Origin of the sequence: Roseovarius sp. MBR-78, from assembly GCF_040547535.1 — a bacterium.
GTDB lineage: Bacteria > Pseudomonadota > Alphaproteobacteria > Rhodobacterales > Rhodobacteraceae > Roseovarius.
Genome location: NZ_JBEPPX010000010.1, coordinates 126,948 through 139,239 on the forward strand (window position 1 = coordinate 126,948; position 12,292 = coordinate 139,239).

Below are 12,292 nucleotides of genomic sequence, written 5' to 3' on the forward strand. Positions count from 1 at the left end.
CCCTGTTGCGCCTGCCCTAAAGTGGTAGCAGAGTTGCGGGCAAAGCCAAGGTGCTTGCCGGTCACAAGCTGCGGAGCGGGAGGGGGAACAAGATGCGTATCGCCATGTGGTCGGGGCCGCGCAACCTCTCGACCGCGATGATGTATGCCTTTGCCGCGCGCGGCGATTGCGCCGTGGTGGACGAGCCATTCTATGCCGCCTATCTCGCGCAGACCGGGCTCGATCATCCCATGCGCGCCGAGATCATGGCCTCCCAGCCGGTCGATCCGGGCCGGGTGGTGGACGGGCTGACAGGCCCTGTTCCCGCGCAAAAGCCGCATTTCTACCAAAAACACATGGCCCAACACATGATCCCCGGCATCCCCCGCGATTGGGTGGCGGGGATGGTCAACGTCTTTCTCATTCGCCACCCCGCCCGCGTCGCCGCCAGCTTTTCCGCGAAATACGACAACCCGGTGCTGGCCGATATCGGCTTTGTGCAGCAGGCCGAGCTTTACGATCACCTGGTAGCACTGGGGCAGGCCCCGGTGGTGATCGATTCGACCGATATCCGGCGCGATCCTGACATCATGCTGCGCCGCCTCTGTGCCGCGCTTGGCCTTGAGTGGACGCCTGCGATGCTGTCCTGGCCGAGGGGCGGGCACGCGCAAGACGGGGTCTGGGCCGCGCATTGGTATGGGGCGGTGCATGACAGCACCGGCTTTGCCCCCGCCGAGGGGCCGCTTCCGGCGCTCGACGGGCCGCGCGCCGCGCTGGCCGAGGCGGCGATGCCCGCCTACGAGCGGTTGCGCGCCGTGGCGCTCAGCCCTTCAGCCGCCGGTTCCGCGCCGCGATAAGCTTGAGCCGCAGTGCGTTGAGCTGGATGAACCCGGCGGCGTCGGTCTGGTCATAGGCCCCGGCATCCTCTTCAAAGGTCACATGCGCCTCGGAGTAAAGGCTGTGATCCGACCACCGCCCGATGGTCGTGACAGACCCTTTATAGAGCTTGAGCCGCACCGTGCCGGACACATGATCTTGCGAGCGGTCAATCGCCGCCTGCAACATCTCGCGTTCCGGGCTGAACCAGAAGCCGTTATAGATAAGCTCCGCATAGCGGGGCATGAGCGAATCCTTGAGATGGCCCGAGCCGCTGTCGAGGGTGATCTGCTCGATCCCCCGATGCGCCTCGAGCAGGATCGTGCCGCCGGGCGTCTCGTAGATCCCGCGCGATTTCATGCCGACAAACCGGTTCTCGACGAAATCGAGGCGCCCGATGCCGTGCTTGCCACCCAATTCATTGAGCCGTGTCAATATGGTGGCCGGGCTCATCGCCTCGCCGTCGATGGCGGTGGCATCGCCCTTCTCGAACGTTACCTCGATGATCTGCGGCGTGTCCGGGGCGTCCTCGGGATTGGCCGTGCGCTGATAGACATAGTCCGGCGCAGCCTCTGCCGGGTTTTCGAGCACCTTACCCTCGGACGAGGTGTGCAGCAGGTTGGCATCGACCGAGAACGGCGCTTCGCCGCGCTTGTCCTTGGCAATGGGGATCTGGTTTTTCTCTGCAAAATCAAGCAGCCGCGTGCGGCTGGTGAGATCCCATTCCCGCCACGGTGCGATCACCCTGATATCGGGGTTAAGCGCATAGGCCGCCAGCTCGAACCGCACCTGATCGTTGCCCTTGCCGGTCGCGCCATGCGCCACGGCATCGGCCCCGGTCATCTGCGCGATCTCGACCAGGCGCTTGGAAATCAGCGGTCGCGCGATCGAGGTGCCAAGCAGGTATTGCCCCTCGTAGAGCGCGTTGGCGCGGAACATCGGAAACACGAAATCGCGAACGAATTCCTCGCGCACATCCTCGATATAGATATTTTCCTCTTTTATACCAAGAAGTTTTGCCTTTTCCCGCGCGGGGGTCAGCTCCTCGCCCTGGCCTAGATCGGCGGTGAAGGTCACCACCTCGCAGCCATATTCCGTCTGGAGCCATTTCAGGATGATCGAGGTATCGAGGCCCCCGGAATAGGCCAGAACGACTTTTTTCGGCGCGGACATTTTGCTTCCCCTTTCGCGGATTTCCCGCGCGATTAGCCGGTTTTGCGGGGCGGGGCAAGCCAGCCCTTGCCCGAGAGACGGGTGTGGCCCTTTGCGCCCGGCGAAAGACCGGCGGCCCGCAATGGACCGCGCCATGATAATCGACTATGCGTGAAAGGCGGATGATGCAGGATGGTGACGCGACTCCCATGAAGAAATCACAAAGCCACGATATCGCGCGGCGGTCGCTCTTGCTGTCCTCGCTGCCCGAGCCGGTCATTGACATGCTGCTGGCCGACGCCACGCAGCGCGATTTTACGCGCGGCGAGACGATTTTCCTTCAGGGTGAGCAGGCGCAGGTGATCCACCTCGTGCTCGAAGGCTGGGTCAAGCTCTACCGCGTTGCCGCCAATGGCAACGAGGCGGTGGTGAACGTCTTTACCAAGGGTCAGAGCTTTGGCGAGGCGGTGGCCTTTCAGTTGCGCCCCTATCCCGTCTCGGCAGAGGCCGTGACCGACTGCTCGGTGTTGCAGTTCTCGGCGCGCAGCCTCGTGACCACCATCAAGCGCGAGCCCGAAGTGGCGCTGGCGATGATCGCCGCGACCTTTCAGCACCTCCACGATCTTGTCGGCCAGGTCGAACAGATCAAGGCACAGACGGGCGCGCAGCGGGTGGCGGGGTTCCTGATAAAGCTGTGTTCGCGCGATACCGGAAGCTGCATGGTGACGCTGCCCTATGACAAGGCGCTCATCGCCGGACGCCTTGGCATGAAACCCGAGAGCCTGTCGCGCGCCTTTGCCAAGCTTAAGGGTGTGGGCGTGCATATGGCGCGCCATCACGCCCGGATCGACGATGTCGACGCGCTGAGCCAGTTTGCCGAACAGGATCCGGCGGATGCGTGGGGCAAGGCGCTGTGAGCCGCCTGCACGATGCCATCGCCGCGATCGACGCCGCGAACAGGCACGATCCCGATCAGCGCGAGGGACGGCCCGCAGCGCTGCTTTACGGCGAGCGGATGACGGCAGAGCTTCTCCGGCTCTTTCCCGATGCGTCGGAGCCGCTGCAAATCGCCGCGCGGGGCCAGCATATCGAGCGTTGGATTCTGAGCCGACAGGATTTTCCCGAGGGGCGCGCGGGCTATCTCGCCTGGCGCACGGAGCTTGCGGCGCATCACGCGGCGCGGGTGGGTGCGATCATGGCCGATGCAGGCTATGGCGCAGAGGATATCGCGCGTGCCGACAGGATGATTCGCAAGGAGGGGATCAAGCGCGACGCGGATGTGCAGGCGCTCGAGGATGTGATCTGTTTCACCTTCCTGAGGTGGTATTTCGCCCCCTTCGCGCCAACGCAAGACCCGGCAAAGCTCGAGAAGATCGTGGCGCGGACGGCGCGCAAGATGTCGCCCGAGGGGCGCGCGCGGGTGCTTGACGAGTTCGACCTGCCCGAGAGTTTCGCCGAAGCGTTCCGCTTCTGAGGCGAATTGACCAGCCTCCGACAGGCTTTTCGGTTTGAGACTACGCTATATCCTGCCCGTTACGCCAACGCTGCCGCAGGCCGGATCGCCCCGGTCTCGACCCCGCGCCAGTTGGTGATCGGCGCGTTGCGGAACTTGCGCGCGGCGGGGTGCTCGGGGTCGAGCACGCCCAGCCGCACCAGGATCGAGGCGATGGCGCATTCCGCACCGCGCGTGCCACCGTCGATCACCTTGAGCGCCACGCCGATCCGCCGACGCGGCAGGATCGCGATGAAAAACGCCTCGGCCCCGGTCTTGAGCGCCACCGGCTCGGAACAGGCGCGCATGAGTTCCGTGCAGGCGCGCCCCTCGCCCGCCACCAGATCGGGATGGGCCACCATCGCCTGCCAGAGCCGCACGGCGGCGCGCTCTGCCGCATCGCCATCCTCGCGCGCGCCTGCATACCACGCCATCGCGCGGGCCATCGCGTGCAGGGTGGTTGCCGGGTTGGGCGCGGAACAGCCATCGATGACATGGAACGGCGATGGCGCATCGGTCACCGTCTCGAACGCGTCGAGAACCGCGCGCTGCACCGGGTGGTCGGGGTCAAGATACTCTGCCCCGCCGCCCAGGTGCCGGTTGAGGGTGAGAAACCCCGAATGCTTGCCCGAACAGTTGTTGTGGAACTGGCACGGGGACTCGCCCGCCCGGATCAGCGTATCGCGCGCGTCGCGGTCTTGCGGCTCGTGCGCGCCGCAGCGGAAATCGCCCTCGCTCAAGCCAAGGCCCGTGATCCACTTTGCCACGCCCTCGGTATGGATCGCCGCGCCATTATGCGAGGCACAGGCCAGCGCAAGCTGCCGGGGGCCAAGCCCTGCCGCATCCGCCGCCCCCGAGGCCACCAGCGGCAGAGCCTGGATCATCTTGGCCGAGGAGCGCGGCAGCACCACCTCGCCCGCGTTGCCCCATGCCTCGATGATATCGCCCCCGGCCTCGCAGATCACGGCGTGGCCCAGATGCACGCTCTCGGGATGGGGGCCGCGCCATATCTCGGTCAGCGGGATGGGGTTGGTCATGTCATGTCTCCGGTTTACATTGCGGGCCGGGCCGGGCGATCCGCGTAAATCCGCCGATTCCGGCTTTTCCTTTTCGCCCGTTTCGCGCTAGTCTCTGCGCGTCGAACATGGATCGGTCGCACAGAACAACAGGCCTGTAAAGGGTGGCGACCGGTCGGATAGGTTGAGGCTTGGACAGCTTGGAGGCTGGATAATGATAACGCGATTTGCAGGGGTGCTGGCGATCACGCTGGCATGTGCGACGGCAATGCCGACGCTGGCACAGGAGACGAGCACCAACCAGGTGGCCACCAGCACGGCGTGGAGCGTGTTTGAGGATAGCGACCCGCGCGAATGCTGGGCGGTGTCGGCCCCGACCGAGACCGTGAACACCCGCGATGGCCGGGTAGTAGCGGTGCGGCGCGGCGATATCCTGCTGATGACCTTCTTTCGCCCCGCCGCCGAGGTGCAGGGACAGGTTACCTTTACCGGCGGCTATCCTTTCGCCAAGGGCTCGACCGTCAATATGACGATCGGCGATGACAGTTTCGAGCTGTTCACCGAGGGTGAATGGGCCTGGCCTGCCAATACCGATGATGACGCGAAAATCCTCGCGGCGATGAAACGCGGGGTCGATGCGGTGCTCACCGCCCGCTCCACCCGCGGCACCCAGACCAAGGATACGTTCTCGCTCCTGGGCTATACCGCCGCCGTCGAAGAGGCTGAAAAACGCTGCAAGTGAGCGACGCGCTCAGCGCAGCACCTTGCCATCGGGCCAGCTCATCCGCGTCTCCAGCGTGATCGTGCGCCGCGTCCCGGCATCGAGATCAAGGCGCCAGGCGAGAATGCCGCGCCTGGCGTTGACATCGGTCTCGTCGGGCATCGGGCGTGCGCTCCAGGTGATGCGCAGATCGTCCTGTTCTGATACCGGCACCCGGTCGAGCACGACAAGCGGCCAGGCCTCGCCGGTAAGGTTCTCGACCGCGATTTCCACCGTCTCGCTACGCGTGCTCGCGCGCGAGATAAGGCCGCGATCGCCCTCCGTGCGCGTCTTGACGACGCGTTCCAGAACCAGCCCCTCGATCGCCCCGAACGACAATTCCATCTCCGCCCCCGCCGCCGCGAATGGCAGCTCGCGCTGCCCGACATACTGCCCGTCGAGATAGAACCGCGCCTCGGGCGTGGGCAGGATCACATCTTCATCGGCATTGCGCAGCCGCGCGATCAGGAACGCGGTCTCATCCACCAGCGGCACGGCGCGCGCCTCGATCTCCGCCGCCGCCTCGACGGGCGGCAGCATGAGCCGCACCCGGTCGGCCCCGGTGGCCACGCTCACCGGCGCGGGATAGTCATAGCGCACCGACAGCCCGTCAAAGGCCGCCTGCGCCATATCCGCGACCTGCGCGGCGGCGGTCAGCTCCATCAGCGCGCCCTCGGCCTTGGCCCGCGGCATGGGCCGGATCTCGTCTGGGTCGCCCAGCCGTGGAATCCACGGGTAAAGCTCCCCCGGCTCGCCCTGCTGCGTTGGCCGCCGCGTCGAGAGGGTCAGCGCGATGTCGCGCCAGTTCTCGCCGGTCTCCTGATGGACAAAGGCCCCGCGCTCGATCCGCACCCGGCCCGCCGCGCGCGCGAGGTGCAGATCATAGAGCGGCTGCCAGCCGGCCTGCGGCACCGTGTAGGTGATGCTGAGCCGTCCCTCCGCCGCCGTCTCGGCGCTCAGCGCGACGGCCAGCAGCGCGCGCGCCTCCGTCTCGGGCACCAGCGCCTCGACCGCCTGCCGCGCTTGCGCCACCTGTTCCGTCAGATCCTTCAGCGCGCGCTCGGCGGTCTCGGCGCGGCGCTCGGCCCCGGCCTCGGCGCGGCGCGCTTCGAGCGTCTCGCGCCCGATCATCGCCACCAGATCGCCCAGCGCATCAGGGGCCTGCGCGGCCAGCCCCTCGGCACCGCCGATCCCGTCGAGAAACCGCAGCCGCGCGCGCGCGGCATCGGCCTCGAGCCGGATATCGGCCACCTGCGCGCGGCCCGCGCGCAGCGCCTCCTCCAGCCGCTCGACCTCGGCGCGCGCCAGCCGCAGCGCCTCGCTCTCGGCCGTGTCGCGCGGCGGCACGTAATCCTCGCGCGTGCGCACAGCCCCCAGCCGCGCCCCCTCGATCGTCACCCGCACCGACGCGAGCGGCGTGCCGCGCGGCAGATCGGTCAGGATCAGCTCGTGCTGCCCTTCAGGCGCGGAAAACACCGCCTCGCGGGTGACGCGCGCGCCATCGGGATAGACGGTCACGGCGCTCACGCGGCTGGTGACCGGCAGGTCATCGGCCCGCGAGGGCGCGGCAAGACAGACAAGCGACAGGGACAGGACAGCAGACAGCGCGCGCATCGGAAAACTCCTCGATAAAGCCTCGCCGGATGTTCAGCCTTTCCGGGGCCCTGCGCAAGCCCGCAGATGGGGCCGTATCACTGCGTCTTGTCCGGGTTCTGCGGCACCAGAAAGATCGTGGTCGCGAGCAGCGCGAATACCAGCTCATAGACCTCCCAGTTGCGCGGCACGTCGATGAGGGCGACCACGACACTCGCCAGAACGGCAAGTGCCGCGTGGCGCAACCCCGGCACCGGCACCGCCAGCGCATCGGCCACCCGTCCGATCCACGCGACGCGTGGGTATGTCAGCGGCAGCGCCACGAGATAAAGCAGCAGCGCCACCGTCAGCGCATTGCCGAACACCACCCGCGCCAGCCGCACCTCGCCCACCATCAGGTTGTGCAGGTTGGTTTCGCCCTGGTAATTGTTCTCGGCAAAGAAATCCCCCGCCTGCCAGCCGAATATCCGCTGCCCCCACGAAATTTCCTCACACGCCGCGAAAAAAAACAGCAGCGCGTAACCCCCGGTCAGCACCGCCGCGCGCAGCACGCCGCGTGCGCCAAGCCGTGCCGCGTTCAGCGCCAGAACCACGCTCGCTGCCAGCAGGAACAGCCCCGTGCCATTCTCCACCAGCCGGTCTTCGGCGGCAAAGCCGAGTTGGAAATACTCCGGCGCGCGCCATGCGATCACGACACTCGCAGCCAGCGTCACCACGACAAGCGCCAAGAGCAGGCGGTCGATCAGATCGCGGCGCATGGGCGGCCTCCTTCGGCGGTGCTCATCGCCTGATAGGCGCGGCGGCCCCCCGCTTCAAGCCTCCTCCGCCCCCCAGCCCTCGATGATGGCAATGGCCTCCTCCGCCGTCTCGACAAAGCGGAACAGGCCAAGATCCTCGTCGCTGATTGTGCCGGCCTCGGCCAGCGCCTCCCAGTTGATGATCTTGCGCCAGAACGCCTCGCCGAAAAGCAGGAACGGCACCGGCTTCATCCGGTCGGTCTGAATGAGCGTCAGCGCCTCGAAGGTCTCGTCCAGCGTGCCGAACCCGCCGGGAAACACGCAGACCGCGCGCGCGCGCATCAGGAAATGCATCTTGCGAATGGCGAAATAGTGAAAGTTGAAGCACAGGCCGGGGGTGACATAGTCGTTCGGCGCATTTTCATGCGGCAGCACGATGTTGAGCCCGATCGACGCCCCCCCGGCATCCGCCGCCCCGCGATTGCCCGCCTCCATCACGCCGGGGCCGCCGCCGGTGGCGACCACATACTCGCGCCCGTAGGTCGACATGGATTTCTCGGTCATCAGCCGCGCGAATGTGCGCGCCTCGTCGTAATAGCGCGACAACTCCGCCAGCGCCGGGGTGCGCGCGCTGTCCTTCTTCGACGGTTCGGGGATGCGCGCGCCGCCGAACAGCACCACCGTGCTCTGGATACCGCGCTCGTTGAGGATCATCTCGGGCTTGAGCAATTCCAGTTGCAGCCGCACCGGGCGCAGCTCGTCGCGGCACAGGAAATCCTCGTCGGCAAAGGCCAGCCGATAGGCGGGCGCGCGGGTCTGCGGCGTGTCGGGCACCTGCTCGGCGCTGGACCGGTCCGATTGGGCATCGCGGAAAAGGCTGTGGCGGTCATCGTTCATCGCGGGCGATCCTTGCTTGGGTCCGGGTTCTCATCGGTATAGGCTTTGCCCGATCAAGAAAAGGCAAAGAGGTGTGAAGGGTGGATTGGCAGAGGGTAATTTCCGAGGCGCGCGCGCGGATCGCGGGCAACGTGCGGTGCACGCCGGTGGCAACCGTGCGGTTCGGGACACGAGACGTGCGGTTCAAGTTCGAGCAGATGCAGGTGACCGGCAGTTTCAAGGCGCGCGGCGCGTTCAACACGCTGATGCAGGCCGAGGTGCCGCAGGCCGGGATCGTCGCCGCTTCGGGCGGCAATCACGGCGCGGCGGTGGCCCATGCCGCGGCCACGCTCGGGCATCGCGCGCGCATCTATGTGCCGCAGATCGCGGGGCCTGCCAAGATCGCGCTCATCCGCGCGCAGGGGGCTGATTTGCAAGTGGTCCCAGGCGCTTATGCCGAGGCCGCCGCCCATGCCGCCGAGTGGCAGGCCGCTACCGGCGCGATCCAGGTGCACCCCTATGATGCCGAGGCGACCATCGCCGGGCAGGGCACCGTGATGGCCGAATGGGAGGATCAGGGGCTTGACGCCGATACCGTTCTGATTGCCGTGGGCGGCGGCGGCCTCATCGCGGGGGCGCTCGGCTGGCTTCAGGGTCGCCGCAAGGTGGTGGCGGTCGAGCCGCAAACCTCTTGCGCGCTGCACGCCGCGTTGCAGGCGGGCGCGCCGGTGGATGTCGAGGTTTCCGGTATTGCGGCCAATGCCCTGGGGGCGCGGCGGATCGGCGAGACCTGCCTTGGCCTCGCCCGCGCGCAGGGCATCGAGAGCGTGCGGGTCAGCGATACGGCGATCGCGCAGGCGCAGGCGATGCTCTGGCGCGAGTTGCGGCAGTTGGTGGAACCGGCAGGCGCCACCGCCCTCGCCGCGCTCCTCTCCGGTGCCTATACCCCCGCCGAGGGCGAGCGGGTCGCGGTGCTCATCTGCGGCGGCAATGTCGCCCCCGATCCGCTGGACAGCCTGTCACAGCCCGGATAGGACGGCGGGATGGCCAAACCCAAGGATAACCCGAATTACAAGGTCGTCGCCGAGAACCGGCGCGCGCGCTTCGATTATGCCATCGAGGATGATCTCGAATGCGGGATCATGCTGGAGGGCTCCGAGGTCAAGGCGCTGCGCCAGAAAAGCGCCAATATCGCCGAGAGCTATGCCACGGTGGACAATGGCGAACTATGGCTGGTCAACAGCTATATCGCCCCCTACGAGCAGGCCCGCACCTTTGGCCATGACGAGCGGCGGCGGCGCAAGCTGCTGGTCTCGCGCAAGGAACTGGCGCGGCTCTGGAGCGAGACGCAGCGCAAGGGCATGACGCTGGTGCCCCTGGTGCTTTACTTCAACCATCGCGGCATCGCCAAGATCAAGATCGGCATCGCCAAGGGCAAGAAAAACCACGACAAGCGCGAGACCGCGGCCAAGCGCGACTGGAACCGGCAGAAGCAACGGCTGCTGAAGGATCACGGCTGAGGACACGCCACCGCGCTTGCCCTTTTGCCGCCCGGATTGTAGTCAGATGACGTTTAACAGACCGGGGGCGCAGATGTCCGACGATCCCAAGACCCTTGTTTCGACCGACTGGCTGGCGGCGCATCTCAAAGACCCGGACTTGCGGGTGCTCGATGCCACCGCCTTTCTGCCCGGCACCGGGCGCGATGCGCGCGCCGAATACGAGGCCGCGCATATCCCCGGCGCGCGGTTCTTCGATATCGACGATATCAGCGATGCGCGCTCGGAATTGCCGCATATGGTGCCGCCGGTGGAGAAATTCATGTCGCGGCTGCGCGCGATGGGTGTAGGCGACGGCCATCAGGTGGTGGTCTACGACACGCACGGACTGTTTTCGGCGGCGCGGGTGTGGTGGCTGTTTCGGCTGATGGGGCACGCGGATGTGGCGGTGCTCGACGGGGGGTTTCCGAAATGGCAGGCCGAGGGCCGCGAGATCGAGGATCTGCCCCCCGTCATCCGTGATCGGCACATGACCGTGCGGCGGCAGAATCACATGGTGCGCGATGTCACGCAGGTCTCGGCCGCGACCAAGCTCGGCGATCACGAGATCCTTGACGCGCGCCCCGCCGGGCGCTTTCGCGGCGAGGAGCCGGAGCCGCGCCCCGGCCTGCGCGGCGGTCATATCCCCGGCTCGAAAAGCGTTCCGGCCTCGGTGCTTCTCAACCCCGACAAGACGATGAAATCGCCCGAGGAATTGCGCGCCGTCTTCGCCAAGGCGGGGGTGGACCTCGGCAAACCCGCGATCACCACCTGCGGCTCGGGGCTGACGGCGGCGATCATCAACCTGGCGCTGGAACGGATCGGCAAGCCCGACCACGCGCTTTATGACGGATCATGGGCGGAATGGGGCGCGTATCCGACGCTGCCCGTCGCCACGGGAGACAGTTGAATGTTTGAGAACCTCAAGGAAAAACCCGCCGACAAGATCATCGCGCTGGGCCAAGCCTATCGCGCCGACCCGCGCGAGACCAAGATCGACCTTGGCGTTGGCGTCTACAAGAACGCTCAGGGCGTGACCCCGGTCATGCGCGCGGTCAAGGCCGCCGAAAAGCAGCTTTGGGAGGCGGAGACGACCAAGGCCTATACCGCGCTGGCGGGTGATCCGGCCTTTACCGGGGCGATGGCCGATCTGGTGCTGGGCGATGCCGTGCCGCGCGACAATGTCGCCACGCTCGCCACCCCCGGCGGCACCGGCGCGGTGCGGCAGGCGTTCGATCTCATCCGCATGGCCACTCCGGGCGCGCGCGTCTTCGTGTCCGATCCGACATGGCCCAACCACCTGAGCATCCTTGCCTATCTCGGGATGGAGGTGATCAATTACCGCTATTTCGACAGCGCCACCTGCGCGGTGGATTTCGATGGCATGATGGCCGATCTCGATGGCCTGCGCGCGGGCGACGTGGTGCTGCTGCATGGCTGCTGCCACAACCCCACGGGTGCCAATCTGACCCTGCCGGAATGGCGCGCGGTGGTGGAGCGGTTGAATGCCAAGGGCGCGCTGCCGATGATCGACATCGCCTATCAGGGCTTTGGCGACGGGCTGGAGGCGGATGCAGCGGCGGTGCGCTATGTCGCGGCCAACTGCCCCGAGGTGCTGATCGCGGCAAGCTGTTCCAAGAATTTTGGCATCTACCGCGAGCGCACCGGCATTCTCATGGCGGTGATGCAAGAGGCGGGGCGGCGCAATCTGACGCAGGCCAACCTTGCCTATCTCAACCGTCAGAATTTCTCGTTTCCGCCCGATCACGGCGCGCGGCTGGTGAGTATGATCCTGACCGACGACGCCCTGCGCGCTGACTGGCAGGCGGAATTGGAAGAGGTGCGGCTGGGGATGTTGAAGCTGCGCGAGCAACTGGCCGGCGAATTGCAGCGGCTCTCGGGCTCGGACAGGTTTGGCTTTGTCGCGCAGCATCGCGGCATGTTTTCGCGGCTGGGGGCGAGCCCGGAGCAGGTGGAGGTGCTGCGCCGGGATCATGGCATCTACATGATCGGCGACAGCCGCATCAACATTGCCGGTCTCAACGCCGATACAGTGCCCATTCTGGCGAAAGCAATGATCGAGGCCGGGGTCTGACGGCACGGGGGGGTAACGCAGTTGGTTCCGTCGCAAATTTGGAGCGTGGTTGAGTGTTGGCTTGCGCTGGACATAATTATGCTGCGATCTGAGCGATCTGAGCGAACTGCTGAAACGCGGTGAAGCCGTTAGCATCGAATTGGCCCTTGCGGATCATGTGCGCGATCTCAATGCCCTC

Annotated in this window: 13 protein-coding genes; 8 read left to right on the forward strand and 5 right to left on the reverse strand. The window is 66.3% G+C overall.

Features of this window, described 5'->3' with window-relative positions:
* Positions 1-92: 92 nt before the first annotated feature.
* On the forward strand, positions 93-836 hold the full coding sequence (locus ABIE58_RS10450) for a sulfotransferase-like domain-containing protein (RefSeq protein ID WP_354544649.1): 744 nt from the start codon (positions 93-95) through the stop codon (positions 834-836).
* Here ABIE58_RS10450 and ABIE58_RS10455 read toward each other — a convergent pair.
* On the reverse strand, positions 802-2,028 hold the full coding sequence (locus tag ABIE58_RS10455) for an argininosuccinate synthase (RefSeq protein ID WP_354544650.1): 1,227 nt from the start codon (positions 2,026-2,028) through the stop codon (positions 802-804). The two genes, ABIE58_RS10450 and ABIE58_RS10455, sit on opposite strands and share 35 nt — an antisense overlap.
* Positions 2,029-2,216: 188 nt before the next feature.
* On the opposite strand from ABIE58_RS10455, the gene ABIE58_RS10460 reads away from it, so the two are divergent.
* Together ABIE58_RS10460 and ABIE58_RS10465 are read left to right on the forward strand one after the other, a co-directional pair.
* Positions 2,217-2,924, forward strand: a complete 708-nt coding sequence (locus ABIE58_RS10460; RefSeq protein ID WP_354544651.1) for a Crp/Fnr family transcriptional regulator — start codon at positions 2,217-2,219, stop codon at positions 2,922-2,924.
* Positions 2,921-3,481, forward strand: a complete 561-nt coding sequence (locus ABIE58_RS10465; RefSeq protein ID WP_354544652.1) for a DUF4202 domain-containing protein — start codon at positions 2,921-2,923, stop codon at positions 3,479-3,481. Before ABIE58_RS10460 ends, ABIE58_RS10465 begins: the two co-directional genes overlap by 4 nt.
* 59 nt (positions 3,482-3,540) lie before the next feature.
* Here ABIE58_RS10465 and ABIE58_RS10470 read toward each other — a convergent pair whose 3' ends face one another.
* Positions 3,541-4,536 (reverse strand): asparaginase, encoded by a 996-nt coding sequence (locus ABIE58_RS10470; protein ID WP_354544653.1) that lies wholly within the window; start codon positions 4,534-4,536, stop codon positions 3,541-3,543.
* Between the two features lie 247 nt (positions 4,537-4,783).
* Between ABIE58_RS10470 and ABIE58_RS10475 the strand changes: the two genes are divergently transcribed.
* On the forward strand, positions 4,784-5,257 hold the full coding sequence (locus ABIE58_RS10475; RefSeq protein ID WP_354544669.1) for an invasion associated locus B family protein: 474 nt from the start codon (positions 4,784-4,786) through the stop codon (positions 5,255-5,257).
* Between the two features lie 9 nt (positions 5,258-5,266).
* Here the strand turns inward: ABIE58_RS10475 and ABIE58_RS10480 are convergent, their stop codons facing one another.
* The 3 genes from ABIE58_RS10480 to ABIE58_RS10490 form a co-directional block, all read right to left on the reverse strand.
* Positions 5,267-6,889 carry a DUF4139 domain-containing protein gene (locus ABIE58_RS10480; RefSeq protein ID WP_354544654.1) on the reverse strand — a complete coding sequence of 541 codons (1,623 nt, stop codon included), beginning with the start codon at positions 6,887-6,889 and terminating at the stop codon, positions 5,267-5,269.
* A 77-nt stretch (positions 6,890-6,966) separates the two neighbouring features.
* Positions 6,967-7,626 carry a hypothetical protein gene (locus ABIE58_RS10485; RefSeq protein ID WP_354544655.1) on the reverse strand — a complete coding sequence of 220 codons (660 nt, stop codon included), beginning with the start codon at positions 7,624-7,626 and terminating at the stop codon, positions 6,967-6,969.
* A gap of 54 nt (positions 7,627-7,680) precedes the next feature.
* The gene (locus tag ABIE58_RS10490) at positions 7,681-8,502 is read right to left on the reverse strand and encodes an LOG family protein (RefSeq protein ID WP_354544656.1); all 822 of its coding nucleotides are present in this window, start codon (positions 8,500-8,502) and stop codon (positions 7,681-7,683) included.
* 80 nt (positions 8,503-8,582) lie between these two features.
* On the opposite strand from ABIE58_RS10490, the gene ABIE58_RS10495 reads away from it, so the two are divergent.
* The 4 genes from ABIE58_RS10495 (at position 8,583) to ABIE58_RS10510 (ending at position 12,114) form a co-directional block, all read left to right on the forward strand.
* Positions 8,583-9,515 (forward strand): serine/threonine dehydratase, encoded by a 933-nt coding sequence (locus ABIE58_RS10495; RefSeq protein ID WP_354544657.1) that lies wholly within the window; start codon positions 8,583-8,585, stop codon positions 9,513-9,515.
* Positions 9,516-9,524: 9 nt separating this feature from the next.
* Complete coding sequence (gene smpB, locus ABIE58_RS10500) at positions 9,525-10,001, forward strand: SsrA-binding protein SmpB (protein ID WP_354544658.1); 477 nt, start codon at positions 9,525-9,527, stop codon at positions 9,999-10,001.
* Between the two features lie 73 nt (positions 10,002-10,074).
* Positions 10,075-10,929, forward strand: coding sequence for a 3-mercaptopyruvate sulfurtransferase (sseA, locus tag ABIE58_RS10505; protein ID WP_354544670.1), 855 nt, complete (start codon positions 10,075-10,077; stop codon positions 10,927-10,929).
* Positions 10,930-12,114, forward strand: a complete 1,185-nt coding sequence (locus ABIE58_RS10510) for an amino acid aminotransferase (protein ID WP_354544659.1) — start codon at positions 10,930-10,932, stop codon at positions 12,112-12,114.
* The last annotated feature ends 178 nt before the right edge of the window (positions 12,115-12,292 follow it).

Coding starts and splice junctions, on each gene's coding strand:
- ABIE58_RS10450 (WP_354544649.1), top strand. CDS start 93: ATGCGTATCGCCATGTGGTCGGGGCCGCGCAACCTCTCGACCGCGATG.
- ABIE58_RS10455 (WP_354544650.1), bottom strand. CDS start 2,028: ATGTCCGCGCCGAAAAAAGTCGTTCTGGCCTATTCCGGGGGCCTCGAT.
- ABIE58_RS10460 (WP_354544651.1), top strand. CDS start 2,217: ATGAAGAAATCACAAAGCCACGATATCGCGCGGCGGTCGCTCTTGCTG.
- ABIE58_RS10470 (WP_354544653.1), bottom strand. CDS start 4,536: ATGACCAACCCCATCCCGCTGACCGAGATATGGCGCGGCCCCCATCCC.
- ABIE58_RS10475 (WP_354544669.1), top strand. CDS start 4,784: ATGCCGACGCTGGCACAGGAGACGAGCACCAACCAGGTGGCCACCAGC.
- ABIE58_RS10480 (WP_354544654.1), bottom strand. CDS start 6,889: ATGCGCGCGCTGTCTGCTGTCCTGTCCCTGTCGCTTGTCTGTCTTGCC.
- ABIE58_RS10485 (WP_354544655.1), bottom strand. CDS start 7,626: ATGCGCCGCGATCTGATCGACCGCCTGCTCTTGGCGCTTGTCGTGGTG.
- ABIE58_RS10490 (WP_354544656.1), bottom strand. CDS start 8,502: ATGAACGATGACCGCCACAGCCTTTTCCGCGATGCCCAATCGGACCGG.
- smpB (WP_354544658.1), top strand. CDS start 9,525: ATGGCCAAACCCAAGGATAACCCGAATTACAAGGTCGTCGCCGAGAAC.
- sseA (WP_354544670.1), top strand. CDS start 10,075: ATGTCCGACGATCCCAAGACCCTTGTTTCGACCGACTGGCTGGCGGCG.
- ABIE58_RS10510 (WP_354544659.1), top strand. CDS start 10,930: ATGTTTGAGAACCTCAAGGAAAAACCCGCCGACAAGATCATCGCGCTG.